The sequence below is a fragment of the Segnochrobactrum spirostomi genome (assembly GCF_009600605.1).
Lineage (GTDB): Bacteria > Pseudomonadota > Alphaproteobacteria > Rhizobiales > Segnochrobactraceae > Segnochrobactrum > Segnochrobactrum spirostomi.
On the sequence record NZ_VWNA01000001.1, the window covers coordinates 501,526 to 528,119 of the forward strand.

The window sequence follows — 26,594 nt, forward strand, 5'->3', positions numbered from 1 at the left end:
GCCGCCGTTCGCAAGACGCCGGGGGCGCAACAACACGCAACGGACCCGATGCCAGACGCCGAGATGACGCCCCCCGACCCGCCGGAGACGCTCCCTGCGACGGCCTCCCGGCCGGCCCGCGCCGAGGTCGCGGCACCGGCGCGCCTGCATTTCGGCTTCCTCGACCTCAATTATGGCCTCGGCCGGAAGTTCGTCGGGCTCGGCATGGCGGTCTCGGGTCCCGTGACCCGCATCGTGCTCGAACGCGCCGCCCGCACCGAGGCGGTCGGCCCCGACAGCGACCGCGCGCGCCATCATCTCGAATCGTTGATCGCACGCCACGGCGCGAGCTCGGCCTTCCGCCTCGTCGTCGAAGAGGCCCTGCCCGCCCATTGCGGCCTCGGCTCCGGCACCCAGCTCGCCCTCGCGGTGGCGAGCGCCTTCGCGGCCCTGGAGCAGCCCGGCCTCACGCCCGAGGCGATCGCCCGCAGCCTGGGCCGCGCCGAGCGCTCGGCGATCGGCATCGCCTCGTTCCTGTCGGGCGGCGTCATTCTCGACGGCGGACGCGGCCCGGCGACCGAGGTGCCGCCGGTGCTCTCCCGCCTGCCCTTCCCGCCGGCGTGGCGCGTGATCCTCATCTTCGACCACGGCCTCGAAGGGGTGCACGGCGAGGCCGAGCGGCAGGCGTTCGCGACGCTGCCGCCGTTCCCGCCCGAGGTCAGCGCCGAGCTCTGCCGGCTCGTCCTGGTACGGGCGCTGCCGGCGCTCGCCGAGGCCGATTTCGTCGGATTCGCCTCGGTGATCGGCACCTTGCAGGGCCGCGTCGGCGATCATTTCGCCCCGGCCCAGGGCGGCGGACGGTTCGCGAGCCCGATGGTGACGGAGGTGCTCGGCATCCTCGCGGCCGAGGGCCTCGAGGGGATCGGTCAGACCTCCTGGGGACCGACCGGCTTTGCCCTCGTGCCCGATGCCGACAGCGCCGAGCGGCTCGCCCACGCGCTCCGGGCCCGCTTCAAGGAGCGTTCCGCGCTCGAGATCCGTGTGGTCGCCGGCCGCAACACGGGCGCCACCATCCGCGCCGCCTGATCGCCCGCCCTTTGTGCGGCTTTCCGGCCGCGGCCTCTTGCCGCCGCCTCTGTCGCGGGCAGACAATCGTTCCTTCAATCCACGCCGCCGCGGCTTCGGCAGGGTCGCCGTCTCGCGCGCGATGAACCGGAGCACGAATCGAACGTGCTCGCCCGAGGAGATGCCCGATGGTTGCCGATCCCCACATCCTGCACATGGTGACGCCGCTCAAGCACATGAGCCCGTTCGACGTGAACATGGCGCTCGATGCCGGCTATGACGCGGCGATCCCCTACACCCAGGTCACGCTCGCCGAGACCCAGGGCCTCGTTCAGGACGCGATCTTCTCCCGCGCGCCGCACATGGGGGTGCGGACCGGCCTCTTCATCGCCGGCAAGAACGCCACCCTCGCCCTCGACATGCTGCAGACGGCGCGGGAATCCCTCGTGCCGCCGTTCGAGCTCTCGATCTTCGCCGACCCGGCCGGCTCGTTCACCACCGCCGCGGCGATGGTGGCGGTCGTCGAGAAGGTGCTCGCCAAGGAATTCTCGCGGGATTGGATGGGCACCTCCGTCGCGATCTTCGGCGCGACCGGCGTGGTCGGCTTCTCGGCCGCGGTCATCGCCGCCCTCGAAGGCGCGAGCGTAACGCTTGTCGGCCACGACGGCGTGACCCGCGTGCAGGCCGCCGCCGACGAGATCGCCGCGCGCTTCGGCGTCAAGGTGCTCGCCGCCGACGGCAGCAGCGAGGAGCGCAAGGCGGCGATCGCCTCGGAAACCGAGGTGGTGTTCAGCGCCGCGGCCGCCGGCGTTCAGGTGCTGTCGGCCGACATGGTGCGCGCCTCCGACGATCTCCTCGTCGCCGCCGACGTCAACGCCGTGCCGCCGGCCGGCATCGAAGGTCTCGGCATCGCCGACAACGGCGTCCCGATCGACGGCACCAACGTGCTCGGCGTCGGCCCGCTCGCCATCGGCGACATCAAGTATAAGACACAGGCGGGCCTGTTCCGCCGCATGATCGAGGCGGAGGCGGTGGTCGCCTTCGATTTCCGCGATGCCTTCGCCCTCGCCCGCACGCTCGTCGCCTGACCGCGCACGGCGCGAGCGGATCGCCGTCGTCGCCGTGTCGGCGCGATCGCTCGCGGAAGCGGCGCACCGCGCCGATCTCGAACCGGTCGCGATCGACCTGTTCGGCGACGAGGATTTGCGAGTGGCGGCGGCCGAGACCTTTGTCGTCGACGGCACCCTCGGCGGCGGCCCCGACCTCGCCGCGGTGCTCGCCGCATTGGCCGAGGCCGACGCCGTCGCACCGCTCGCCGGCGTAATCCTCGGCAGCGGCTTCGAGATCCGGCCGGAGGCGGTCGCCGTGATCGCCACGCGCTTTCCGCTCCTCGGTGCGGACGCGGACTGCCTGCGCCTCCTGAAATCCCCCGCCGCCCTCGCCCGCTTCTGCGCGCGCCACGGGATTCCGCATCCCGCCATCAACACGACGCGCCCCACGGAAGACGGCTGGCTCGCCAAGACGGCGGGTGCCGCAGGGGGGACCCACGTGGCACCGGTGGCCTCTTCGGAGTCTCGGCGTCCGCCGCCGCTTCCCTTCTCCCCGCAAGCGGGGAGAAGGTGGCCCGCAGGGCCGGATGAGGGGCCTACTCTCTCTGTCGTGGGAAATCCCCCATCATCCGCGCCTTCGGGGCACCTTCTCCCCCAAGGGGGCGAAGGGGACGGCGGCGGCGATGTTCCAACAGGCCAACGCACCATAGACGAGAGCGCAGCCCAAGACGGACGCGCGGCGACCATGGCGCTCGACGCGGCCGCCGTCTCGTTCGCCTCCGCCGACGACCCCATCCCGCCGGGCGCGGTCTATTTCCAGCGCCGGGTCGCCGGCCGCGTGATGTCGGCCTGCGCGCTCGGCACCGCGGACGGCGCCCGGGTTCTCGCGGTCTGCGCCCAGCATACCGACCCGGCGGCGGACGCGCCGTTCCGGTTCGGCGGAGTCGCCGGGCCGGTTCCCGTCTCTGCGCGCATCGAGGCCGAAATCACCCGGGCGGCCGACGCGATCGTCGCGGCGAGTGGCCTGCGCGGCCTGTTCGGCATCGATTTCATCCTCGGCCCGGACGGCGACTGGTGGCTCCTCGAAATCAACCCGCGGCCGACAGCTACGCTCGACGTGCTCGATCGCGGCGAGCCCGCCCTCCTCGCTTTGCATCTCGCCGCCTGCCGGGGCGAGCCGGTGCCCGCGTGGCGCCCCCCATGGACGCCGCGGCGACGAGCCTCCTCTATGCCCCGTCCGATCTCGCAGCCGTGCCGGCGCTACCGGCCGGCTGTTCGGATCGCTCGCCGCCGGGGACGCCGATCCCCGCGGGCGCGCCCGTCTGCACGCTCCGCACCGAGGCCGCAGAGGCAGACGGCGCGGCCTCCCGCGTCGCCGCCCTCAAGGCCGACCTTCACGCCGCGCTCTTCCCCTGTGATATGTGAACCCGTCCGACCTTCGGTTCCGGCCGCAAGAACGAGAAACAGGAAAGCTCCGATGTCCGTCCCCCTCCAACACGATCGCCCCGTCCCGAGCGTTAGCCGCGGCGCCGCGCCGCTCGTGGAAGCCCTGGTCCGCGACGCCGAGCTCCTGCGCCTCAGCGTGTCGCGCGGCGCGCTCGGCGAGCGTCTTGTCGATGCCGGCGCGAAATGCCTCGGCTCCATCGAAGCGGGCCTGAAGATCGCCGAGATCTGCCTCGGCGGGCTCGGCAGGGTGACCCTCTCAAGCAATTCCGGGCTGCCGAATTGGCCGTTCGCGGTCGAGGTGCGCACCAGCGATCCGGTCATCGCCTGCCTCGGCAGCCAATATGCCGGCTGGAGCCTGTCCCATTCGGAGGGCGAAACGAACTATTTCGTGCTCGGCTCCGGTCCCGGCCGGGCGGTCGCGGCGGTCGAGGAGCTCTATGGCGAGCTCGGCTTCCGCGACACCACGGATGAAACCGTGCTGGTGCTCGAGGCCGACGCGCCGCCGCCCGCGCCCCTCGTCGCCCACATCGCCGAGCAGCTCGGCCTCGCGCCCGAGCGCATCACCTTCATCTATGCCCCGACCTGGAGCCTCGCCGGCGGCACCCAGGTCGTCGCCCGCGTGCTGGAGGTGGCGCTCCACAAGGCGCACACGCTGCACTTCCCGCTCGAGCACATCGTGGATGGCCTCGCGGTCGCCCCGCTCTCCCCGCCGGTGCCGGACTTCGTCTCGGCGATGGGGCGCACCAATGACGCCATCATCTATGGCGGGCGCGTGCAGCTCTTCGTCAAAGGTCCAGACGAGGAGGCGCAGTCCCTCGCCCGCCGCCTGCCGAGCCACCATTCGAGCGATCACGGCGAGCCGTTCGCCGACATCTTCAAGCGCTTCGGCGGCGACTTCTACAAGATCGACCCGATGCTGTTCTCGCCCGCCGCGGTGATCGTGACGAATGTCGAAACCGGCCGCACCTTCCGCGCCGGCGCCCTCTATCCGGACCTCATCGATGCGAGCTTCGCCTGAGCCGGGGCGCGGCGCCCTGCGCGTCGCGCTCTTCATCGACGGGGCGGATTGGCACGCCCAGCGCCTCCAGGCAGCGCTCACCGCCGCTGGCGCCGAGGTCACGCGCGCCTCGCTGTCGCGCTGCCGCTTCGCCACGAACCACCCGGCGGGCATCGCGGTCCACGGCTTCGGCGACGATCTGCCGGACGCCGTGTTCGTGCGCACCGTCGCCGCCGGCAGCTTCGAGGCGGTGACGCTGCGGCTCGGGGTGCTGCACGCCCTCACCCGCCGCGGGGTGCCGATCTGGAACAGCGCCGCGGCGATCGAAGCCTGCGTGGATAAGGCGCAGACGACCTACCGCCTCGCCGCCGCCGGCCTGCCGACCCCCGACACCTGGGCGCTCGAATCCCGCAAGGAGGCCGCCGCCATCGTCGCCGCGGAGACGGCAGACGGACGGCCGCTCGTGCTGAAGCCGCTGTTCGGCTCGCAAGGCCGCGCCCTCAAGCTCGTCGCCTCGCCCGACGACCTGCCGAGCGCCAACGAGGTCTCCGGCGTGTTCTATCTCCAGCGCTTCGAGGGGAGCGATCCCCGCGCGCCCGGCGACGCGTCGGCCTGGCGCGACCACCGTGTGCTCGTCTCCGGCGGCCGCGCCCTCGCCGGCATGATCCGCGAAGGCGAGACCTGGATTACCAACATCCGCCAGGGTGGACAGGCCATCGCCTGGGAACCCGATGCCGAGGCGCGACGGCTCGCCGAAGCCGCGGCAGCCGCCTGCGGCGCCGATTATGCAGGAGTGGACCTGATCCGCACCCGCGACGGAGGCTGGTCGATCCTCGAGGTCAATTCGATGCCGGCCTGGTCCGGGCTCCAGAGCGTCGTCGAGATGGATCTCACCGCGGCCATCGCCGGCGATTTCCTCGCGGCCGTGCGGCGCGCGAAGGGTTTGCGGCCCCAGGCGGTCGGCGCGTGAGCCCGGCCGCCTCCTCGGTCTGGATCGCCGACGCCTTCCGCGCCGCCTGCCGCGACGAACTCGCCGCGCTGAAGCCCGGCAACGTCCACCGCCATGCCGACGGCCACCGCATGACGATCGCCGATTTCGAGGCGAGCGCCGACGCCGCGGCCCCGGCGATCGCGGAATCGGGCGCGCGCGTCGGGCTGCGGATCCTCGCCGCCGTCGAGGCGACCTTCGCGGCGGTCGGCACCAACACCAATCTCGGCATCGTGCTGCTCGCCGCCCCGCTCGCGGTCGCCGCCGAGCGCGGACCGCCCGGTTCGCTTCGGGACACGCTCCCCGCCGTCCTGTCGGGGCTCGACCGCCGCGACGCGGCGCTGGCCTTCCGCGCCATCGCCCGCGCCAATCCGGCCGGCCTCGGACGCACGTCGGCCCACGACGTCCACGACGAGCCGGCGATCACCCTCCTTGCCGCCATGGAGGCCGCCGCGGAGCGCGACCGCATCGCCCAGCAATATGCGAGCCGCTACGAGGACATCTTCGCGACCGGCCTGCCCGCCCTCGCCGCCGCCCTCGGCCCGCTGCGGCCGTGGGAAGTTGCACTCGACCCGGCCACCCAGGCTACCCTCGAAGCGGCGACGACGGCGGTGCACATGGCCTTCCTGACCGCCTTCCCCGACAGCCACATCGCCCGCAAGCACGGGATCGAGGCGGCGGCGGTCGTGCAGCGGGAAGCGGCGAGGCTCGTCGCGGAGGGCCGCGACGCGGACCACGCGGCTCTACTCGCTTTCGACGCCTCGCTGAAAGCCCGCGGCCTCAATCCGGGCACGACGGCGGACCTGACCGTCACGACGCTGTTCGCGGCACGGCTCGGCGCGATCTGAGCCTCAGGCCGGCACGGCGACGGTTTCGCCGAAAATCCGCTCGAACGAGGCCCGCAGCACGGAATCGACTTCGGGCATCGTCACCGGCAAACCGAGATCGACGAGGCTGGTGACGCCGTGGTCGGCGACCCCACACGGCACGATGCCGCCGAAATGCGAGAGGTCCGGCTCGACGTTCAGCGAGATGCCGTGGAAGCTCACCCAGCGGCGCACGCGGATGCCGATCGCAGCGATCTTCTCCTCGGCGTCCACGCCCTTGTCCGGCCGGCGCACCCAGACGCCGACGCGATCCTCGCGCCGCTCGCCGCGCACGTGGAATTGCCACAGCGTATCGATCAGCCAGGCCTCGAGCGACGCGATGAAGACCCGAAGGTCGCGCCGGCGCCGGCCGAGATCGAGCATGACATAGGCCACGCGCTGACCCGGCCCGTGATAGGTGTATTGGCCCCCGCGGCCGGCCTCGAAGACGGGAAAGCGCTGCGGATCGGTGAGATCGGCGGCCTTGGCGCTGGTGCCCGCCGTGTAGAGCGGCGGATGCTCGACCAGCCAGACCCGCTCCGCGGCCTCGCCAGCGGCGATCGCGGCGGCCCGCGCCTCCATGACGGCGAGCGCGGCGGGATAATCGGTGAAGCCCTCGGAGATCGCCCACTCGACGGGCGGCGAGCCGGCCGCGGGCAGGAACCGCGTCTCGATCTCGTCTCTCGCCGCCATGCCGCTCCGCTCCGTCCGCTCGAACTCCCGTCCATATATGATGGCGGGGCCCGCGCGGCCAGAGCTTGGACTTGCTCGAAATCAGCGCCCGGCCACCCCCCAAAAAAGAAATCCCCCGAACCGCTTGGCCGGGGGATTTCGAATCGTCCGTCAGAAGGATGGCGGATCAGCCGTCGATGCGTACCGCAGTGAAGCGCAGGTCGCCGGCGGCGTTCGCGAGCAGCAGGAGCACGGTCTTGCGGCCGTCCTTCTTTGCCTTGTCGAACTTCGCCACGACGTCCTTCGGCGAGGTCACCGCCTCCTGGGCCACCTCGACGATGACGTCGCCGGCTTGGATGCGCTTCTCGGCGGCGTTGCTCGCCGGGTCGACGTCGGTCACGACGACGCCCTTCACCGAATCCGCGATCTTGTACTTCGTCTTGAGGTCGGGGCTGAGCTCCGAGAGGGTCAGGCCGGCCACCTTGTCGGTCGCGGGCTTCGCCTGGTCGGTCGGCTGGTCGTCGGCGTTGGCCGCCGCCTCCGCCTTCTCATCGAGACGCTGGAGCGTGACTTGAATCGTGTCCTGCTTGCCCTTGCGCAGCACCACCACGTCGACCGCCTTGCCGATGTCGGTGTCGGCGACCATGCGCGGTAGGTCGCTCATCTTCGGCACATCGCGGCCGTCGAAGGAGATGATGACGTCGCCCGGCTGGATGCCGGCCTTGGCGGCCGGACCGCCCTCGGTGACGCCCGCGACCAGCGCGCCCTTCGGATCGGTCATGCCGAGGCTCTCGGCGATGTCGTCCGTCACCTCCTGAATGCGGACGCCGAGCCAGCCGCGGCGGGTCTCACCGTACTGGCGGAGCTGGTTGATGACGTGCACCGCCGTCGAGGACGGGATCGAGAAGCCGATGCCGATCGAGCCGCCCGAGGGCGAGATGATGGCGGTGTTGATGCCGATCACCCGGCCCGTCATGTCGAACAGCGGGCCGCCCGAGTTGCCGCGGTTGATGGCGGCGTCGGTCTGGATGAAGTCGTCGTAGGGGCCTGCATTGATGTTGCGGTTGCGCGCCGAGACGATGCCGAGCGTCACCGTTCCGCCGAGGCCGAACGGGTTGCCGATCGCCATCACCCAATCGCCGACCCGCGCCTTGTTGGAATCGCCGAACTCGACCGCCTTGAGCGGCTTCGTCGGCTTCACCTTGAGGACGGCGATGTCGGTCTTCTTGTCGGTGCCGAGGAGTTCGGCCTTGAGCTTGGTCCCGTTCGGGAAGTTCACGGTGATCTCGTCGGCGTCCTCGATCACGTGATTGTTGGTGACGATGATGCCGGACGAGTCGATCACGAAGCCGGAGCCGAGCGACTGGACGCGCTGCGGACGCTCCTCACGATCACCGCCGCCGTTGCCGCGGCCCTGCTTGTCGAGGAATTGATCGAAGAAGTCCTGGAACGGCGAACCCTCCGGCAACTTCGGCATCGGCACCTGGTTCGGCACCTCCACCTTCTGGGAGGTCGAGATGTTCACGACCGAATCGAGCAGCTTCTCGGCGAGATCGGCGACGGACGCGGGCCCGTAGCGCCCGGTGATCGTCATCTTCGACGCATCGCCGCCCGTCGCGGCGTCGCCGCCGCTCGGCGCCGCCGGCGCGATCTGGGTGGCGGGGGGCGTCGCCGGGGCAGCCGGGGCGGCCGTCTGCGCGAACGCCGCGCCGGACCCGATCAGGCCGAGCGCAGCGGTCAGGCAGGCGAGGCGCCCGGCCCGCCGGGCGCGCGGCGCCGCAGCGGTCGTCGGGTCCTCGGAAAACGGAACAGCGAATACCATCGGAACGTCTCCTCGAAGCCTTCGCGTCCCCGCAAGGCGCGATGCAAGGCGCGGTCAACGAACGCGCGGATGGCCGGGCGACGACCGCCCCTCCCGTTCCATCCGCGCGCATCATCTCAAGACGGGTCGGCGACAAACACGGCGAATGAACGGCAGGGCCGCTCCCTTCAGCCGCGCACCACCCAGACGAGCGCGACGCCGAGCGCCAGGGCGACGATGCCGCCGATCCGGAGCGCCGTTTCCGGCGTCTCGATCGCCCGCTGCATCATCCGCTTCAGCGAACCCGGCGCCGCCGCGTAGAGCGTGCCCTCGATCGCGAGAACGAGACCGAGCGCCACCACGAAATCGCTCATGGTGCTCGTCCCGTCCCGCAACTGTGGTTGCCGCAATCCCCGCGCCGCATGCGTCCCGCCGCGGAGGCGGGACGCGGCAGCCGCTCGCCCCGCCTCACGGCGCGGTGGGCGCTGGGACCGCCGGCCCGGGCGTCGTCGCGGGCGGCAGCGTCACGCCACCGCCGGCGCCGATCGGATCGTTGAAGTAGCGGAAGAATTGCGACTTCGGCGAGAGCACGAGCTGCGTTCCGTCGGGCTTCAGCGCCTCTCGATAAGCTTGCATCGAGCGGTAGAAGATGAAGAAGGACGGGTCACGGCCATAGGCGGCGGAGAACACCGCACTGCGCCGGGCGTCGCCGTCGCCGCGCAGCTCTTCCGAGGTCTTGTTCGCCTCAGCGACGATGACGGTCGCCTGACGATCGGCCTGGGCACGGATGCGGCGGGCCGCCTCCTCACCCTGGGCGCGGATCTCGGTCGCCTCGCGCTCGCGCTCGGTCTGCATGCGGCGATAGATCGCCTGGCTGTTCGCCTCCGGCAGATCGGCGCGGCGGATGCGCACGTCGACGATGGTCACGCCGATGCCCTGGGCGCGGCGCTCCACCTCCTGGCGGATGCGTTCCATGAGCTGCGGGCGATCGTCGCGCACCACCGCGATGAAGGTCGCGTCGGCGAGCACCGAGCGCACCGCGGACTGCACAAAGGTCGAGAGCCGGCGGTTGCCGTCCGGAACGTTGTTGACGGTCTGGTAGAACAGAACCGGGTTCTGGATGCGGTAGCGGGCGAAGGCATCGACCACGAGCCGCTTCTGATCGGAGGCGATCGCCTCGAGCTGGGGCACGTCGAGCTCCAGGATGCGCTTGTCCAGGGTGACGACGTTCTGGACGAAGGGAACCTTGAAATAGAGCCCCGGCTGGGTGACCGAGCGGCGCACCTGACCGAACTGCAGGACGATCGCCTGATCGGTCGGGTAGACCACGAAGATGGACGAATAAGCGACGATCGCCACGAGCGCGGCGACGATCAAACCGACGATGCCGCCCCTCATTGTGCGGCCTCCGTGCTCGCGCCGGTCGACGGCTGCGACAGGGGCGCGGTGCTCGACGCGCCGTTGGACGTGGACTGGACCCGGGGCCCGGCCCTCAGACCGTCGAGCGGCAGGTAGGGAACGACGCCGTTCGCGCCCGCCGCTTCGTCGATGATGATCTTGTTGGTCGAGCCCAACACGCCCTCCATGGTCTCCAGATAGAGGCGCTCGCGCGTCACATCCGGAGCCTTGCGGTATTCTTCGTAGATCTTGAGGAAGCGGTCCGCCTGGCCTTCGGCCTCGGCGATCGCGCGGTCGCGGTAGGCGTTGGCAGCCTCGGTGATCTGCGAGGCCTCGCCGCGCGCCTCCGGCACCACGCGGTTGGCGTAGGCCTGGGCCTCGTTGCGCACCCGCTCCTGATCGGCGCGCGCCGCCTGGACATCGCGGAAGGCGTCGATGACCTGCTGCGGCGGGTCGACCTTCAGCATCTGGACCTGGGTGATTTCGATGCCCGACTGGTAGCTGTCGAGGGCGCGCTGCATCAGCGCCTGAACATCCGCCTGCACCTGCTCGCGCTGATCGGTGAGGATGCGCTGGATGTCGGTGCGACCGACGATCTCGCGCATGGCGCTCTCGGCGATCGCCTTCACCGTGCTCTCGGGGTTCTGGATGTTGAACAGATAATCGGGCGCGTTCGAAATGCGCCACAACACCTTGAAGTCGACGTCGACGATGTTCTCGTCGCCGGTGAGCATCAGGCTCTCCTCCGGCACGTCGACGCCCGTCGCCGGGCCGCCGCGCACGGGCTCGATCTCGCGCATGCCGACCGTCGTCTCGCGCATGCGCAGCACGTCCGGCGTCTCGACCGAACCGACCGGATAGGGCCAGTTGTAGTTGAGGCCCGGCTGCGTCATGCCGACATAGCGGCCGAACACGAGTTGAACGCCGACTTCGCCCTGTTCCACCCGGTAGAAACCGGTGGCGAGCCAGATCGCGACGACCGCGACGCCGGCGACCGCAACGGTACGCCAGCCGAGGCCGCCACCGCCGCCGCCCGGCAGAACCTGCCGCAGGCGTTCCTGGCTGCGGCGCAGAAGCTCCTCGAGATCAGGCGGGCCCGAATTGTTGTTGCCCCGCTGCGGGCCGCTGCCCCAGGGGCCGCCGCTGTTGTTGCCGCCGCCTCCCCACGGGCCGCCGCCCTTCCAGCCGCCGCCGCCGCTCTGATTGCTCCAGGGCATTCTCGCTCCTCGGTTCCCGCACACGATGGGGGCCGTCGCATGGGATGTCCGGCCGCTCGTGCAACGTCCGCCGCGTTATAGGGGCTACGCCGCCGGCTTTCAAACCGAGCCGCCGGGCTCCGCTCCGGCCCGCATGGTCCAAGGTGGTGAAGGGGATAGCGATCGTCAACGCTCGGTCGGTGCCGCAAGCGGCACACGGCGCACATAATCCACGAACGAGACGGGCGCGCTGTCGCGCTCGCCGCGGACCGGGCCGCTTCGCTCCGTCTCGCGCCACAGGGCCGGATCGATCGCCGGGAAGAGAACGTCGCCGTCGGGCACGGCGTGGACCTCGGTGATGCGCAGTGCCGCCGCCTGCCCGATCAGGGCCGAGAAGATCTCGCCGCCGCCGATCACCATGATCGCCGCAACGCCGCGCTCGGCGGCCTTGCCGTCGGCAATCTCCAGGCCGGCCTCGAGCGATGGCGCGGCGATCACGCCATCGGCCGCAAACGCCGCGTCGCGCGTGACGACGATGGTGTCGCGCCCCGGCAGCGGGCGACCGATCGACGCATAAGTCTTGCGGCCCATCAGCACCGGATGGCCGGTGGTGATCGCGCGGAAGCGCTTGAGATCGCTGGAGAGGTGCCACGGCATCCCGCCCGCGGCGCCGATCACGCCGTTCTCGGCGACCGCCGCGACGAGGACGAGGCCGGCTTTCATACCGCGACCTCGGCCTTGATCGCCGGATGCGGGTCGTACCCGTGGACCGCGATGTCCTCGTATTCGATCGCGAAGAGGTCGCGCTTGTCCGTCTTGATCTCGAGCCGCGGCAGAGGCCGCAGCGACCGGGACAATTGCTCGCGGGTCTGCTCGAGATGGTTCGAATAGAGGTGGGCGTCGCCGAGGGTGTGGACGAAATCCCCGGGCTCGAGCCCGGTCGCGTGGGCGACGAGGTGCGTCAGCAGCGCGTAGGAGGCGATGTTGAACGGCACGCCGAGGAAGACGTCGGCCGAGCGCTGATAAAGCTGGCAGGAAAGCCGTCCGTTCGCGACGTAGAACTGGAACAGGAGGTGGCAGGGCGGCAGCGCCATCGCCGGCACGTCCGCGGGGTTCCAGGCCGAGACGACGAGGCGGCGCGAATCCGGGTTGCGGCGGATCTGGGCGAGCACGTCGGAGATCTGGTCGATCACACGCCCGTCGGGCGCCTCCCACGAGCGCCATTGGCGGCCATAGACGGGTCCGAGCTCGCCGTTCTCGTCGGCCCATTCGTCCCAGATGCTGACGCCGTTGTCCTTGAGATAGCGGATGTTGGTCTCGCCGCGCAGGAACCACAGCAGTTCGTGGACGATCGAGCGGATGTGGAGGCGCTTCGTCGTGACGAGGGGGAAGCCCTCGGCGAGGTCGAACCGCATCTGATGGCCGAACACCGAGAGGGTGCCCGTGCCGGTGCGGTCTTCCTTGGCGACGCCCTCGTCGAGGATCCGCCTCATCAGGTCGTGGTACTGGCGCATCGTTCCACCTTCAGCGGCGACCCGCACGCCGCATGCAGCGACGAACGGGGCGGCCGATTCGCAGGCCGGACAAGATCGCACGAAAGCCGCGCCGTCGGCGAGGCGCGCGGTCCCGCCCAGGGTGTGGATAAGGCGGGGCCACATCCAGCGTCGCCGGGCTTCCCGCGGGAAGATGCCGTTCGCCCTTCCGAAATCCGCGCGGGCGTCCTATATTCGGTTCGCTGGCGACGGTCAGCTATGGCGATAAATGGTCGGCGTAATAAACCTTTCGGACCCGGGGGCGGTACCCGGCGCCTCCACCAGAGCCCACGCGAACGAGCGTGGGTTGCGGCGGGGGCGAAATAGGATCGACGAGGGTGTAAAGGTCGTTCTTTCGCTCGGCATGGTACCGCCGATATCGGACCAAACCTATAGTTGCGAATGACAACTATGCTCCGGTGGCTGTCGCCGCGTAATGCGGTGCCGGTAACGGAAATCAAGTCCTGAGGGGTAGCACTTTCAGGCGGGGTCCGAGGGCACCTGGCAACAGAAGCCCTCACTTTCCCCTTCCCGACGGGGAACGGCGATCCGCAAGGAAGATCGCCGCCAGGCCGCGGATCTCAAGGCTACCGTGTTTCTCCGCGTATCTCTCGCGTGGGCGCGTTGGTCGCGGATCGGGCCTCGGGTTCATCGGGGTCCGGCCGACAACGGCGGAAAGCGGGCCTACCGGAATTTCTCGTGTGGGCGCCAGGATCGCCGGAGATATGGCCGAAGACCTCATCCGCGAAGACCTCATCCGCTACGACGTGCTCGTCCAAGAGGCGCTGCGCGGCGTTGTCAAAAAGGTGCTGGTCGAGGCCTCCCATGCGGGGCTTCCCGGCGAACATCATTTCTTCATCGCCTTCAACACAACCGCGCCAGGCGTGCGGATCTCGTCTCGGCTCCGGCAGAAATATCCGGAGGAGATGACGGTCGTGCTCCAGCACCAGTTCTGGGAGCTCAATGTCAGCGACACCGCCTTCGAGGTCGGCCTGTCGTTCGGCGGGGTTCCGGAGAAGCTCTATATCCCCTTCAACGCTGTGAAGGGTTTCTTCGATCCGTCGGTGCAGTTCGGCCTCCAGTTCGATCCGGAGCACGACCGCGGCGCCGAGGCGGAGCAGCCGGTCGCCGGTCCGACGCCGCTGCCGGCCCGCGCCGTGGAGCCCGCCGCGGCGCCCGAGCAGGCCGCTTCGCCGGCTGCCGCCGCCGAGGCGAGCGACAAGCCGACGGCGAAGCCCGACGCCGCGCCGGGCGAGAATGCCGGGGCCGCCGTCGTCTCCCTCGACGCCTTCCGCCGCAAACCCTGAGCGCACGGGCGGCGCGATGGGCGACATCGTCAATCTGCGTCAGGCCCGCAAGCGCAAAGCCCGCGCCGAGCGCGAGGCCGCGGCAGACGCCAACCGCGTCGCCTTCGGCCGCACCAAGGCGGAGCGGAACGCCACCCGCGACGAGACCGAGCGCTCCGAGCGGCGGCTCGACGCGCACCGGCTCGCGCGGGACGACCTCGAAGACTGACGTCCAGTGCGAGCGATCGGTGGACGCGATTCGGAACCTGCCTCCTCGACGCCCCTGCTTCCCGCCGCCATCCCGTTCCGATAGGACCTGCGCCGGGCACCTGCACCGCAGGCCCTCTCGATTCCAGGCAGACCTCGATTCCAGGCGCATATTCTTGGACAAGCGTTCGCTGACCATCGGCCGCCACCGCACCAGCGTGGCTCTCGAGCCCGCCTTCTGGGAGGCGCTCGGCGAGATCGCCGCCGCGCGCGGCCTCGCCATCTCGCAGCTCATCGCCGAGATCGACCGCACCCGCGCGCCCGGCGGCCTCGCCTCGGCGCTCCGCGTCTATGTGCTCGATCATTATCGCCGGCCGGCCGGAAGCGACGCGCCGGCATCCGCCTGAGCGATCGTCGGCCGCACCGCTTCGTCAGCGTTGCGCCGGCGGAGCCGGCGGCAGGGGGAAGACGGGCGGTGGCGCCACGAAGGTGCCGGACCCGCTCTGGCCGCTTCCACTCGACGCGCCCGACGTCCCCGTCCCCGTTCCCGGCGAGGCCTTGCCGTCGCCGGCCTGCGGCAAGCCCATCACCGGCGGCAGGGACGCGAGCGGCGGCAGCACCTCGTTGTTCGGATCGGCGGCCTTGATGGCGCTCTGCGAGACGGCCTCGATGATCGTCCGCCGGCGTGCCTCGGCCGCCTGGGCCGCTGCGATCGCCGCCTGACGCGCCGCTTCCGCCGCGCGGGCCTTGGCCTCCCGCTCCTGCCGCTCGCGGTCGAGTTCGCGGCGCAGGCGCTGGCCCTCCATCATCTGCGCCTGGATCGCCTCGAGCCGCTTCTGCTCGGCGATGTAGGCACGCAGGTTGAGATAGGCGGACAGCGCCGTCACGTCGATCGAACGGCTCGGATCGTCGAGCGGCCCGGCATAGGACACCTGGATCGCCGGCGACGCCCCCTCGACCTTGCGCTCTCCCGCATCGACGGTGAGCGTCCAGGTGCTGTCGAGGCCCCACTTCGTCAGGTCGACCTGGGCCGAACCCGAGACCGCCGCCCCCTTCGCCGTCACTGCCACGTCGTTCCAGCGCACCACGCCGCCGCCGACCGTCAGCGGGCCCTTCGCCTCTGTGACCGGCAGCGGCGCCGCGGAGAGGCCGGCTTCGAGCCGGGTGCGGACCAGTTGATCGTCGATTTGCACGGACCCGCTCTCGGCGAGGTCGGTCAGGCCGTCGAACGCTTCGGGATCGAGGTTCGGCATCGCGACGTCGCGGATCGCGAGCGAACCGCTGCCGGCGAGCGAGGCGACCACCGCGGCGATCGAGCGGCCGGAGCCGTCGAGTCCGAGCGTCAGGTCCGCCTTGCCATCCTTGATCTCTTTCGGCCCGGCCTCGTTCAGAACCGCCTGCGGCAGCACCGCGTCGATCGCGGCGTTCTCCAGGCTCACGCGGGCCGTGACGAGCGCCTGATCCCCGGCGCGGCCGAGGGCGAGCCGCCCGGTGAGACGGCCGCCGCCGAGGGTGCCCGCGACGGGGTCGAAGGTGATGCCATTGGCATCCGAGACGAGATGGAGCCGTGCGTCGCCGACCACCGTGCCGCCGAGCCGCAGACGTTCCGCAGCGAGTTCACCGTCGAAATCGAGTCCAGCCGCCAGCGACGGCCCGAAAGCCGCGTCGGGCCAATGGGTTCCGGTGTCACCTTGAAGCGCCCAGGCATCCGTGCCGAGCCCGAGCTCGGTCAGGAACGCGCCGTCCGCGTCGGCAACGGCGAGCCGGCCGGTGACCTTCGGACGCGGCAGCCCGGCATCGACCGTGCCCGCGCCGTCGATCTTGGTGCCTGCGAGCGTGCCTTTGAGCGCCGCGATCGTGAGGCGCGGCCCGGCGGTCTCGACATGGGCCGCGAGATCGGCATCGACCGGTCCGCCGAAGGCCGGCAAGACCCGGCCGAGCGCGAGCGCCACCGGCACCAGATCGGGGCTGCGGAGCGCGAGATCGAAGCGGCTGCGCGCCGACGCGCCGGCGGGCAGCGCGAAACTCCCCTTCCCCGACAGCGACGATCCGGCGAGATCCACCTGGAATTCCGTTCCGAGATCTCCGCTCACCGTGCCGTCGAGCGCGAGCTTCACCTTGCCGGCGCCGTTCGCCGCGATCGGCAACACCGGCAGCGCGAACTGGCCGATCAGCTTGCCGCCGTCCGCGGCGCTCGCGGTGAGATCGAGTTTGAGATCGGCACTCCGCCAGTCCGCAGGCTTGCCGGCGAAGGCGAGGCGCCCGTCGAGCGTGGTGCCACCGGCGGTGCCCGCGAGGGTGAGGTTCGCTTGGGTGCCCTCGCCGTTGCCGGTCTGTCCGGCCTCGAAGGTCGCCGTGAGATCGGCCGGGCCGAGCAGCGGCGCCGCGCGGGCGAACAGGGCCGCCGCCGGCGCCGTCGGGGCGAAGCTCGACACGAGCGCTGCCGCCGGGCCGAGATCGCGGGCCGACAGACTCGCCGTCACCGAACCCTGCGGCGCGGTGAGCCAGCGATCGACCTTGCCCTGCGCCTCGACGCGGACGCCAGCGAGATCCTCGACGTGGACCTTGCGGAGCGCGAGCGTGCCGCCGTCGAGCGCCGCCTGGATCGACAGAGCCTTACCCTCGACGCCGCGGAAGGCAGCCGTCTCGGCATTGATCTCGAACGCGACGCTGCCGGCGAGACCGGCGACGAACACCGGCAAGCCGGCGGGAGAGACGGCGCGGCCAAGATCGGCGAGCGTCGCGAAATCGAGCCGGCCGGCCCTGAGCGCGATGTCGAGCGCCGAGGCGACGCTTCCGTCGCCCGGCCGCCAGCCGAAATTGCCGCGGATGCTCTGGTCGCCGCTCGTGAGCGTGAAGCTCGGCGAGGACACGCCGGTCGCCGAGGCGGAGAAGGTTCCGTCGAGGGCGATCGCCGGGATACCGGTCGGCACCTTGGCCGCCGCCCGCGCCCACGCGCCGAGGGTGCCGGGCTGGGCCGACGACAGCACGACGCGGCCGTCGAAGCGCGGCGCCGGTCCGGTCCGCAGGTCGCCGGTCAAGGTGAGCTTGGTCGCGCCCGGCGGCTCGGCGGTGAGCCGCTCGACCGTCCAGCCGTGGTCGCTCGGCGATGCGCTCAGCGTCATGTTCTGGATGATGCCGCCGGCGAGAATGCCCGCCGGCGCGCTGAGATCGACCTTGCCGGGGACGCTCGGCAGCGGCAGGCCCGCCACGAGCCCGACCACCCGGGCGACGCCTTCCGCCGGCGAGACGACCGCATCGGGCTTGGCCCCGAACAGGCCGTCGAAATCGACCCGGTCGGCGGCGAGCGCCACGTCGAAGCGGGTCTTCGGTGCGAACACGAGGGCGGCCGTGCCGTTGAGGGCGAGGGTGCGACCCTCGTCGCCGTAGCCGAGCGCGACGTCCTTCAGGACGAGGCTCGTCGCATCGAGGCGGAAGCCGCCTTCGAGATCGACGGCGGGCTGGCCCGCCTCCCCGGTCGCGGCCGGCCGAGCGGCCTTGCCGCCGGTCTTGTCGCCCTCGGCCTTCTTGTCGGGTTCGCCCGGCGCCTCGGGCGCCGCCTCGGAGCGCCGCGTCACGGTGAACTTGCCGTCATAGGCCGGGGCGTCGCCGCTCAGCGTCGCCGTGCCGTCGGTCGCCACGACCGCCGGCCAGCGCGCAGACCAGACCTGCGTCTTGATCTGGACGCCGCGGGCATCAGGCGAGCCGGTGGCGATGCGCAGGTTGAAGGGGACCGAGTCCGCGAGTGCAGTGCCTTCGAGTTTATAGGGGCCGGAGAGGGTGCGCGCCGAGAGCGCCGCGTTGACCGCCGTGATGCGGCGGACGAGACCGGTGCGGCGATCGGAGATCGCGACTTCGCCGTTCTCGATCGTGACGTGATCGAGGCTGACCTGGGCCGGGGCGAGCGAACCGGGATTGGCGGCGCCGGGCGCGATGCGCGGGTGCCCGGCCGGATCGATGTCGATCTTGATCTGCGGCCGCTCGAAATCGAGCGCGGTGACGCGCACCTCGCCGCGCAGCAGCGAGGGCAGCTCGATCTCGGCCTCGACCCGCTGAGCGGTCACGATCGGCGCGTCGATGCCGCCGACGCGGACGTCGTCGAGCGAAATCGACGGCGTCGGCAGCAGGCGCACCTCCGCCTCGCCGAGCACGCGCACCCGAACGCCGAGAAGCCGAGCCGCCTCCGCCTCGATCGCCGGCCGATAGGCCGTCCAATCGACGAAATAGGGCCCGACCAGAGCGGTGAGGAAAGCGAGGATGACGGCGACGCCGACACTGAGGAACAGCGCGTTCAGAAGCGGCCTCCCTCGCTAAACGGATGTCTCAAGACGGCCTCGCGTCACGCGGCAGCGATGTCGGGCAAGATCTTGCCCGGATTGAGGATATTGAGCGGATCGAGCGCCCGCTTCAAGGCCGCCATGACGGCGAGGCCGGGACCGTGCTCCTCGATCAGATATTTCATCTTGCCCTGCCCCACGCCGTGCTCGCCGGTGCAGGTGCCGTCCATCGCGATGGCGCGGTGGGCGAGGCGCCCGACGAAGGTCTTGGCGCGCTCGACCTCGGCGGCATCGCTCATATCGACGAGAAGCTGGGTGTGGAAGTTGCCGTCGCCGACATGGCCGACCACCGTCGCGACGAGATCGCTCTCCTCGAGATCGCGCATCGTCTCGGTGACGCATTCGGCGAGCCGCGAGATCGGCACGCAGGCGTCGGTGACGAAGGATTCGCTGCCCGGCCGCAGGTCGCGACTCGCCCAATAGAATTCGTGGCGGGCATGCCACAGCCGATTGCGGTCCTCGGGGCGGGATTCCGAGCGGAACGGGCCGCCGCCGAACTCCGCGGCGATCTCGCCGAAGCGCGCCGCCTGCTCGGCGACACTCGCCTCGGTGCCGTGGAATTCGAGGAACAGCGTCGGCGTCTCGGGCAGATCGAGATGGGAGCGGCGGTTCACCGCCCGAAGGCCGAGTTCATCGATGAACTCGATGCGGGCGACGGGCAGCCCCGACTGGATCGTCGCGATCACCGCATTGCAGGCATCGCCGATGGCGCCGAACGGGCAGACGCCGGAGATGATCGCCTCCGGCAGACCGTGAAGGCGCAAGGTGATCTCGGTCACGATGCCGAGGGTGCCCTCGGAGCCAACCAGGAGGCGGGTGAGGTCGTAGCCCGACGAGGATTTCCGGGCCCGGCTCTGGGTGCGCACCACGCTGCCGTCGGCCATCACCGCGGTCAGCGCGATGACGTTCTCCCGCATCGTGCCGTAGCGCACCGCGTTGGTGCCGGAAGCGCGGGTGCCGACCATGCCGCCGAGGCTCGCGTCCGCGCCGGGATCGATCGGGAAGAACAGGCCCTGGTCACGCAGATAGGCGTTGAGCTGGGTGCGGGTGACACCCGGCTCGACGACGCAGTCGAGGTCCTCGGCGTGCACCGTGAGGATGCGGTTCATCCGCGAGAAATCGATCGTGATCCCGCCGAACGGCGCGTTGACCTGCCCCTCGAGCGAGGTGCCGACGCCATAGGGCACCACCGGCAGGCGGAGGTCGCGGCACACCTCGACGACCGCCACCACGTCGGCGGTCGTCTCGGCGAAGACGACGACGTCGGGCGCCTCGTGGGGCAGCCAGGTGGTGGTCTGGCCGTGCTGGGCGAGCACGGTCTCGTTGAGGCTCAGCCGATCGCCGAAGATCGGACGCAGGCGCTCCACCGCCTGCGCCACGCGCCCGCGGCGCTCGAAGCTTTCGGTACGCTCGACGATCGTCATGATACAGCAGCCGGTTTTCGAGGTTTCGGGGCACCCTAGAGCATCCGGGGGCGGGTGGAATTGCCGCGATCGCAGATGATGCCCGCCGCGTCGCCGTGTCCCCCGCCCGATCGGACCTCCCGCTCAGCCGGGTCCGCTGCGCTCGCACGGCGCGGCCGAGTGTGGCAGGCTCGATCGCATGTACGCCGACGCCATCAGCCAATCGGACGCCTTCGCCGCCACCGCCGTCGGGGCGGGCGACCGGGCGCGCTTCTTCAGGGCGCCGCGGCAGGATTCGCTCGAATGCCTCGCCGCGACGTTCCGCACCCACGTCTATGCGCCGCACACCCACGACACCTTCGTGGTCGGCATCATCGAGGCGGGCTGCGAGACCTTCCACCTGCGTGGCACCAAGCATTATGCCGAGGCCGGCATGCTGTGCTTCGTCGAGCCCGGTGAGGTGCACGACGGCGCGCCCCACGACAAGGGCTACGCCTACCGGATGAGCTACCCGTCGGCGGATTTCCTCGCCGCCGTCGCCGCCGAACTCGGCGAACGTCCGGTGCGTGGCGGGATCTCGTTCCGCGGCCCTTGCGTGCGCGATCCCGAATTGGTCGCGCGCTTCGGAGCGGCCCATCGGGCAGCGGAGGCGGCCGCGAGCGCGCTCGAAACCGACGAGGCGCTGCACGCGGTGTTCTCCGCGGCCCTCGCCCGCCATGCCGTGCTGCCGGCGGCCGGGACCTCCCCGTCGCTCGCCGCGCCGCGGGAGCCCGGTCCCGTGGCCCGGGCGATCGCCTTCCTCGACGGGCATTACGAGGACGACGTCGACCTCGCCACCCTTGCGGGAATCGCCGGTATTCCGCGGACCCGCCTCATCCGCGCCATGCGCCGGGAGACCGGGCTGACGCCCCATGCCTGGCTGACCGACCGCCGCGTCCGCGCCGCCAGGGCCTTCCTGACCGCCGGCTTCGCGCCCGCCGAGGTCGCGGCGCGCTGCGGCTTCTACGACCAGAGCCACCTGAACCGCGCCTTCAAGGCCCGCACCGGCGTCTCCCCGGGAGCGTTTCGGGCGGGGTTGTGAGGGGGGCGTGAGGACAAGGGCGTCTCGTCCGCGGCTTTCACCCCACCCCGGCGCTTCGCGCCGACCCTCCCCCTCCAGGGGAGGGTGAAAGGCGCCGTTTCTCGCGGCATTCCAAGAGTGTACCGTTTCGCACCCACCCTCCCCTGCCAGGGGGAGGGTCGACGGCCGAAGGCCGGCGGGGTGGGGTCCCGCGAGACGCTACGCAGCAACGAAGCGACGGGGGCCGACGAAGCGCCGTGTCCATCGCAGGCCGATGCGGTCAAGCGAGGCGGCGCCCCCTCCCCGTCACTTTCGTCCAAGACGGCGGCGCCTGGGATCGCCTATCGGGCGGTCATCGTTCGCGTCCGGACACGGTGCCATGCCTTCGCCCCCGCCCCGCTCCTCCCCGCCCGCCCGGGCCGAATTCCGCGACGGCGTCGTCACCGTGCTGCCGGCGGTCGCGGCGGCGCTGCCGTTCGGCTTCCTGCTCGGCGCGCTCGCGGCCTCCAAGGGCCTGTCGCCGCTCGAGATGGGGCTGATGTCCGGGCTCGTGTTCGCCGGCGGCTCGCAGTTCGTCGCGCTCGATCTGTGGACGTCCCCGGCGGCCTGGATGTCGCTCGGCCTCGCCGCCCTGATCGTCAATGTCCGTCACGTGCTGATGGGCACCTCCATCGTGCGCAAGATGGAGCGGTTCCGCGGCGTCGCGAAGCCGATCGCCCTCTTCTTCCTCGCCGACGAGATCTGGGCATTCGCCGAACGTCGGGCGGCCGAGCGGTCCCTGACCCCCGCCTTCTATGCGGGGACCACGGTGCCGATGGTCGCCGGGTGGCTGGTCTCGACGGTCGCGGGCACCCTCGCCGGCGCGGTGCTCGGCGATCCGAAAATCTACGGATTCGACTTCGCCTTCATCGCGATCTTCATCGGCCTACTCGCCGGCTTCCGCCATAAGACAGGCTTCCTGCCGGCGATCCTCGCGAGTGCGGCGGTGGCAACCCTCGTGCATCTCGTCTGGCCCGGCCCCGCCTCGATCGCGGCGGGCGCCGCCGCGGGCATCGCCGCCGCCGCCCTCGCCGCACGCCCCGATGCCGACGCGCCGACCGCCGACGACCTCGATCCCGGAGCCATGCCGTGAACCTCGATCCGCATACCCTCTGGGCGATCCTGGCGATGGGCGTCGCGACCTATGCGACGCGGCTCGCCGGGCTGATCGTGCCGCCGGGCTTCGCGACCCGCGGCCGGCTGAAAGCCGCCTTCGAGGCGGTGCCCGCCGCGGTGCTGACGGCGCTCATCGCGCCGACCGTGCTCGCGACCGGCCCGGCCGAGAGCCTCGCTGCCGCGATCACCATCGTCGCCGCGCTGCGGCTACCGCTCCTCGCGGTCATCGTGATCGGCGTCGTCGCCGCGGCGCTGCTCAGGGCGACGATCGGCTGAAACTCAGCCGATCACGTCCTGATCGCGCAGATAGGCCACGATACGGTCGGCGAGCGCATCGGGATCGTCGGTGACGGTGTCGAGGCGCAGTTCCGGGGACTCCGGCGCCTCGTAGGGGCTGTCGATGCCGGTGAAGTTCTTGATCTGGCCGGCCTCGGCCTTGGCGTAGAGCCCCTTCGGATCGCGCGTCCGGCACACCTCGATCGGCGTGTCGACGAACACCTCGAAGAACTCGCCCTGCTCGACGAGATCGCGCGCCATCTGCCGTTCGGCGCGGAACGGCGAGATGAACGAGACGAGCACGATCAGGCCGGCATCGACGAACAGCTTCGCCGCCTCCGCCACGCGGCGGATGTTCTCCACCCGGTCGGCGTCGGTGAAACCGAGATCGCGGTTGAGCCCGTGGCGGACATTGTCGCCGTCGAGCATGTAGGTGTGGTGGCCGAGGGCGTGGAGCTTCTTCTCGACGAGGTTCGCCACCGTCGATTTGCCCGAGCCCGACAGGCCGGTGAACCACAGCACCGCCGGCTTCTGACCCTTCAGCGCGGCGCGCGCCGCCTTGTTCACCTCGAGCGCCTGGCGGTGGATGTTGGTCGCGCGGCGCAGGCCGAACGAGATCATGCCCGCCGCGACCGTCGCGTTCGACAGCCGGTCGATCAGAATGAAGGCGCCGGTCTCGCGGTTGTCGGCGTAAGCGTCGAACGCGATCGGCGTCGAGAGCGACAGATTGCAGAAGCCCACCTCGTTGAGGTCGAGCGACTTCGCCGCCAGATGGTCGAACGTGTTCACGTCGACCTTGTACTTGATCTCGGTGACCTGGGCCGTGACCGTCCGGGAGCCGCTCTTCAGGAGGTAGGGCCGGCCGGGCAGCAGCGGCGCATCGTTCATCCACACCACATGGGCGGCGAACTGGTCCGACACCTCGGGACGGGCGGACGCCGCCGCGATCACGTCGCCGCGCGACAGGTCGATCTCGTCGGCAAGCGTGAGCGTCACCGCCTCGCCGGCATAGGCCGCGTCGAGATCGCCGTCCATGGTGACGATGCGCTTGACGATCGAGGTGCGCCCGGAGGCGGCGGACACGATCTGGTCGCCCGGCCGCACGGTGCCGCTCGCGATGGTGCCCGAGAAGCCGCGGAAATCGAGATTGGGCCGGTTCACCCACTGCACCGGCATCCGGAACGGCTTGCCGGCACCGTCCGACGAGACGTCGACGCTCTCGAGGTGCTCGATCAGCGTCGGGCCCGAATACCAGGTGGTGTTGGCGCTGCGGGTCGTGACGTTGTCGCCGTACCGCGCCGAGATCGGGATCGCCGCGAGCGTCTCGAAACCGAAGCGCTCGGCGAAGGCCGAGAAGGTCGCGCGGATCTCCTCGAACCGCGCGGCATCGTAGCCGACGAGGTCGATCTTGTTGATCGCAAGCACGACATGGCGGATGCCGAGGAGGGCCGCGATGAAGGCGTGGCGCCGGGTCTGGGTGACGATCCCCGCCCGGGCGTCGACGAGGAGCACGGCGAGATCGGCCGTCGAGGCGCCCGTCGCCATGTTGCGGGTGTATTGCTCGTGGCCGGGCGTGTCGGCGACGATGAACTTGCGCTTCTCGGTGGTGAAGAAGCGGTAGGCGACGTCGATGGTGATGCCCTGCTCGCGCTCGGCCTCGAGGCCGTCGACGAGGAGGGCGAAATCGATGTCGTCGCCGGTGGTGCCGTGGCGGCGGCTGTCGCGCTCCAGCGTGACGAGCTGGTCCTCGAAGATCAGCTTGGTGTCGTAGAGCAGGCGCCCGATCAGGGTCGACTTGCCGTCGTCGACGCTGCCGCAGGTGAGGAAGCGCAATAGGCTCTTGCGCTCCTGCTCGGCGAGATAGGCGATGAAGGCGACATCGTCGATCGGCGCGGAGGGCGCGGCCTCAGTGACGAGCGTGCGCTGAGCGGACTGCGACATCAGAAATATCCCTCGCGCTTCTTCTTTTCCATCGAGGCGGCCTCGTCGTGGTCGATCAGGCGGCCGCTGCGCTCGGAGGTGCGCGCGATCAGCATCTCGCGGACGATGGCCGGCAGCGTCGCGGCGTCGGATTCGATCGCGCCGGTGAGCGGGTAGCAGCCGAGGGTGCGGAAGCGGACGAGCCGCATTTCCGGGGTCTCGCCGGGGGCGAGCGGCAGGCGATCGTCGTCGGCCATGATGAGCATGCCGTCGCGCGCCACCACCGGGCGCTCGGCCGCATAATAGAGCGGCACGATCGGGATCTCTTCGGCGAGGATATATTGCCAGATGTCGAGCTCGGTCCAGTTCGACAGCGGGAAGACGCGGATCGATTCGCCCTTGGCGATCCGGCCGTTATAGAGGTGCCAGAGTTCGGGGCGCTGGGCCTTTGGGTCCCAGGCATGGCTCGCGGTGCGGAACGAGAAGACGCGCTCCTTGGCGCGGCTCTTCTCCTCGTCGCGGCGGGCGCCGCCGAAGGCCGCGTCGAAGCCGTACTTGGTCAGCGCCTGCTTCAGCGCCTCCGTCTTCATGACGTGGGTGTAGTAGGACGAGCCGTGATCGAACGGATTGACGTTCTGCGCCCGCCCCTCCTGGTTCGTATGCACGATGAGGTCGAGCCCGAGCCGCCGCGCGGTCTCGTCGCGGAACTGGATCATCTCGCGGAATTTCCACGTCGTATCGACGTGGAGCAGCGGAAAGGGCGGGCGCGACGGATAGAACGCCTTCATCGCGAGATGAAGCATCACCGAGGAGTCCTTGCCGATCGAATAGAGCATGACCGGATTGCGGAACTCCGCGGCGACCTCGCGGATGATGTGGATGCTCTCGTCCTCGAGGCGCTTCAGATGGGACTGACGATCGACGGACACGGACTTGATTACCCTTCTGGCGGCGTGCCTTCGCGGCACTGTCCTGCGAGATCCGGCGCGTCGCCGGATCGGTCTTCGGAGAAACGGCGACAAACGCCGGATCAGACGGTCGCCGCCGCACCGACGCGCAGCGGATCGAAAAGGCCCGCGGCGACAAACCATGGATTGGCGAAGTCGCTGTCCGAGGCCTGGTTGCGCTTGCCGTAGAGAAGGGCCGCGCCGTCGAGCGTCAGCGTGCGGCCGCCGGCGGCGCGCAGCACCGCGTCGCCCGCCGCGGTATCCCATTCCATGGTGCGGCCGAGCCGCGGATAGAGATCGGCGTCACCGGCGGCGAGGCGGCAGAACTTCAGGGAGGAGCCGGCCGACACGAGGTCGCGGACCTTGAAGCGGTCGATGAAGTCCTTCGTCTCGGCCGTCAGATGGGAGCGGCTCGCCAGCACGTCGAGCCCGGCCGCGTCGGGTTCGCGCACCGTGATGTCGGTCCAGGCGATGTCGCCGCGATCGTCGAGCGTGCCGGCGCGGGCGCCCTCGCCCTCGGCGCCGATGAAGATCTCGCCGAGCGCGGGGGCATAGACCACGCCGAGCACCGGCCGGCCGGCCTCGACAAGGGCGATGTTGACGGTGAACTCGCCGTTGCGGCTGAGGAATTCGCGGGTGCCGTCGAGCGGGTCGACGAGGAAGAATTTTCCGTGCGTCGCCGGCACGCGGCCGGCAGCAGTCGCCTCCTCGGCGACGACGGGGATGTCGGGAGCGAGCCGGGCGAGACCTTCGGCGATCACCGCCTCGGCGCGGACGTCCGCGGCGGTCACCGGCGAGCCGTCGGCCTTGTCGCTCGCCTCGATCGCGCTGCCATAGATGGCGAGGATTTCCGTTCCAGCCGCGAGCGCCAACGCGACAAGCCCATCCAACATTTCGCTCGAAGCCACTCGTTCATACTCCAGGCTGCATGGGGCCGCGCAACGCGAGCCGTCGTTCTATCGGGTACGGGGCGGGACCGCGAGCCCGTGCGCTGTGCCGAGCCGTCCCATTTGA

The 26,594-nt window shown here is 70.5% G+C and carries 24 protein-coding genes, 1 other RNA gene and 1 pseudogene; 14 read left to right on the top strand and 12 right to left on the bottom strand.

Features of this window, described 5'->3' with window-relative positions; all coding sequences use genetic code 11:
* Positions 1 to 63: 63 nt before the first annotated feature.
* The 7 genes and pseudogenes from F0357_RS02260 to F0357_RS02280 all read left to right on the top strand — a co-directional run bounded on the left by F0357_RS02260 (position 64) and on the right by F0357_RS02280 (position 6,372).
* Positions 64 to 1,065, top strand: coding sequence for a beta-ribofuranosylaminobenzene 5'-phosphate synthase family protein (locus F0357_RS02260; protein WP_153478271.1), 1,002 nt, complete (start codon positions 64 to 66; stop codon positions 1,063 to 1,065).
* A gap of 167 nt (positions 1,066 to 1,232) precedes the next feature.
* The gene (locus F0357_RS02265; protein ID WP_246161310.1) at positions 1,233 to 2,132 is read left to right on the top strand and encodes an NAD(P)-dependent methylenetetrahydromethanopterin dehydrogenase; all 900 of its coding nucleotides are present in this window, start codon (positions 1,233 to 1,235) and stop codon (positions 2,130 to 2,132) included.
* A gap of 802 nt (positions 2,133 to 2,934) precedes the next feature.
* Positions 2,935 to 3,144: pseudogene (locus F0357_RS25405) on the top strand (ATP-grasp domain-containing protein); the annotation flags it as partial.
* Between the two features lie 137 nt (positions 3,145 to 3,281).
* A complete protein-coding gene (locus tag F0357_RS24340; protein WP_246161314.1) occupies positions 3,282 to 3,518 on the top strand; it encodes a hypothetical protein in 237 nt (78 codons plus the stop codon).
* A 52-nt stretch (positions 3,519 to 3,570) separates the two neighbouring features.
* The gene (gene mch / locus F0357_RS24345; protein WP_246161316.1) at positions 3,571 to 4,557 is read left to right on the top strand and encodes a methenyltetrahydromethanopterin cyclohydrolase; all 987 of its coding nucleotides are present in this window, start codon (positions 3,571 to 3,573) and stop codon (positions 4,555 to 4,557) included.
* Positions 4,558 to 4,573: 16 nt separating this feature from the next.
* Entirely contained in the window at positions 4,574 to 5,506 is a 933-nt protein-coding gene (locus F0357_RS02275) for an ATP-grasp domain-containing protein (protein ID WP_208948431.1), read from the top strand.
* Positions 5,503 to 6,372 (top strand): triphosphoribosyl-dephospho-CoA synthase, encoded by an 870-nt coding sequence (locus F0357_RS02280; RefSeq protein ID WP_312861419.1) that lies wholly within the window; start codon positions 5,503 to 5,505, stop codon positions 6,370 to 6,372. The genes F0357_RS02275 and F0357_RS02280 overlap by 4 nt, the downstream gene beginning before the upstream one ends.
* Positions 6,373 to 6,375: 3 nt before the next feature.
* On the opposite strand, the gene lipB is transcribed toward F0357_RS02280, so the two are convergent.
* The 7 genes from lipB to F0357_RS02315 all read right to left on the bottom strand — a co-directional run bounded on the left by lipB (position 6,376) and on the right by F0357_RS02315 (position 12,971).
* A complete protein-coding gene (gene lipB / locus F0357_RS02285) occupies positions 6,376 to 7,083 on the bottom strand; it encodes a lipoyl(octanoyl) transferase LipB (RefSeq protein ID WP_153478280.1) in 708 nt (235 codons plus the stop codon).
* A gap of 166 nt (positions 7,084 to 7,249) precedes the next feature.
* A complete protein-coding gene (locus F0357_RS02290; protein ID WP_153478283.1) occupies positions 7,250 to 8,884 on the bottom strand; it encodes a DegQ family serine endoprotease in 1,635 nt (544 codons plus the stop codon).
* Between the two features lie 167 nt (positions 8,885 to 9,051).
* On the bottom strand, positions 9,052 to 9,237 hold the full coding sequence (locus F0357_RS02295; RefSeq protein ID WP_153478286.1) for a DUF2065 domain-containing protein: 186 nt from the start codon (positions 9,235 to 9,237) through the stop codon (positions 9,052 to 9,054).
* 94 nt (positions 9,238 to 9,331) lie between these two features.
* Complete coding sequence (gene hflC / locus F0357_RS02300; RefSeq protein ID WP_153478288.1) at positions 9,332 to 10,261, bottom strand: protease modulator HflC; 930 nt, start codon at positions 10,259 to 10,261, stop codon at positions 9,332 to 9,334.
* Positions 10,258 to 11,478 carry an FtsH protease activity modulator HflK gene (gene hflK / locus F0357_RS02305; protein WP_153478291.1) on the bottom strand — a complete coding sequence of 407 codons (1,221 nt, stop codon included), beginning with the start codon at positions 11,476 to 11,478 and terminating at the stop codon, positions 10,258 to 10,260. Before hflK ends, hflC begins: the two co-directional genes overlap by 4 nt.
* Before the next feature lie 165 nt (positions 11,479 to 11,643).
* On the bottom strand, positions 11,644 to 12,180 hold the full coding sequence (locus F0357_RS02310) for a dihydrofolate reductase (protein ID WP_153478295.1): 537 nt from the start codon (positions 12,178 to 12,180) through the stop codon (positions 11,644 to 11,646).
* Entirely contained in the window at positions 12,177 to 12,971 is a 795-nt protein-coding gene (locus F0357_RS02315; protein ID WP_153478299.1) for a thymidylate synthase, read from the bottom strand. The genes F0357_RS02310 and F0357_RS02315 overlap by 4 nt, the downstream gene beginning before the upstream one ends.
* A gap of 181 nt (positions 12,972 to 13,152) precedes the next feature.
* Here F0357_RS02315 and ssrA point away from each other — a divergent pair.
* The 4 genes from ssrA to F0357_RS02335 all read left to right on the top strand — a co-directional run bounded on the left by ssrA (position 13,153) and on the right by F0357_RS02335 (position 14,889).
* Positions 13,153 to 13,511: a transfer-messenger RNA gene (gene ssrA / locus F0357_RS02320) on the top strand.
* A 218-nt stretch (positions 13,512 to 13,729) separates the two neighbouring features.
* Positions 13,730 to 14,296: an SspB family protein gene (locus F0357_RS02325; protein ID WP_312861674.1), complete on the top strand. Its 567-nt coding sequence runs from the start codon at positions 13,730 to 13,732 to the stop codon at positions 14,294 to 14,296.
* A gap of 16 nt (positions 14,297 to 14,312) precedes the next feature.
* Entirely contained in the window at positions 14,313 to 14,504 is a 192-nt protein-coding gene (locus F0357_RS02330; protein ID WP_153478305.1) for a DUF4169 family protein, read from the top strand.
* A 154-nt stretch (positions 14,505 to 14,658) separates the two neighbouring features.
* Complete coding sequence (locus tag F0357_RS02335; RefSeq protein WP_153478308.1) at positions 14,659 to 14,889, top strand: ribbon-helix-helix domain-containing protein; 231 nt, start codon at positions 14,659 to 14,661, stop codon at positions 14,887 to 14,889.
* A gap of 24 nt (positions 14,890 to 14,913) precedes the next feature.
* Here the strand turns inward: F0357_RS02335 and F0357_RS02340 are convergent, their stop codons facing one another.
* Both F0357_RS02340 and F0357_RS02345 read right to left on the bottom strand, forming a co-directional pair.
* Entirely contained in the window at positions 14,914 to 18,777 is a 3,864-nt protein-coding gene (locus tag F0357_RS02340; protein ID WP_312861675.1) for an AsmA family protein, read from the bottom strand.
* Positions 18,778 to 18,821: 44 nt separating this feature from the next.
* Entirely contained in the window at positions 18,822 to 20,243 is a 1,422-nt protein-coding gene (locus F0357_RS02345; protein ID WP_153478314.1) for an FAD-binding oxidoreductase, read from the bottom strand.
* Positions 20,244 to 20,421: 178 nt separating this feature from the next.
* Between F0357_RS02345 and F0357_RS02350 the strand changes: the two genes are divergently transcribed.
* The 3 genes from F0357_RS02350 (at position 20,422) to F0357_RS02360 (ending at position 22,713) form a co-directional block, all read left to right on the top strand.
* A complete protein-coding gene (locus tag F0357_RS02350; protein ID WP_153478319.1) occupies positions 20,422 to 21,303 on the top strand; it encodes an AraC family transcriptional regulator in 882 nt (293 codons plus the stop codon).
* A 358-nt stretch (positions 21,304 to 21,661) separates the two neighbouring features.
* Positions 21,662 to 22,414, top strand: a complete 753-nt coding sequence (locus tag F0357_RS02355) for an AzlC family ABC transporter permease (RefSeq protein WP_153478320.1) — start codon at positions 21,662 to 21,664, stop codon at positions 22,412 to 22,414.
* Positions 22,411 to 22,713, top strand: a complete 303-nt coding sequence (locus tag F0357_RS02360; RefSeq protein ID WP_312861420.1) for a branched-chain amino acid transport AzlD family protein — start codon at positions 22,411 to 22,413, stop codon at positions 22,711 to 22,713. The genes F0357_RS02355 and F0357_RS02360 overlap by 4 nt, the downstream gene beginning before the upstream one ends.
* 3 nt (positions 22,714 to 22,716) lie before the next feature.
* On the opposite strand, the gene cysN is transcribed toward F0357_RS02360, so the two are convergent.
* From cysN to cysQ, 3 genes are all read right to left on the bottom strand, one after another.
* The gene (gene cysN / locus F0357_RS02365; RefSeq protein ID WP_153478322.1) at positions 22,717 to 24,654 is read right to left on the bottom strand and encodes a sulfate adenylyltransferase subunit CysN; all 1,938 of its coding nucleotides are present in this window, start codon (positions 24,652 to 24,654) and stop codon (positions 22,717 to 22,719) included.
* A complete protein-coding gene (gene cysD, locus F0357_RS02370) occupies positions 24,654 to 25,562 on the bottom strand; it encodes a sulfate adenylyltransferase subunit CysD (protein WP_312861421.1) in 909 nt (302 codons plus the stop codon). The genes cysN and cysD overlap by 1 nt, the downstream gene beginning before the upstream one ends.
* A gap of 101 nt (positions 25,563 to 25,663) precedes the next feature.
* The gene (gene cysQ / locus F0357_RS02375) at positions 25,664 to 26,473 is read right to left on the bottom strand and encodes a 3'(2'),5'-bisphosphate nucleotidase CysQ (RefSeq protein ID WP_153486000.1); all 810 of its coding nucleotides are present in this window, start codon (positions 26,471 to 26,473) and stop codon (positions 25,664 to 25,666) included.
* Positions 26,474 to 26,594: the final 121 nt, after the last annotated feature.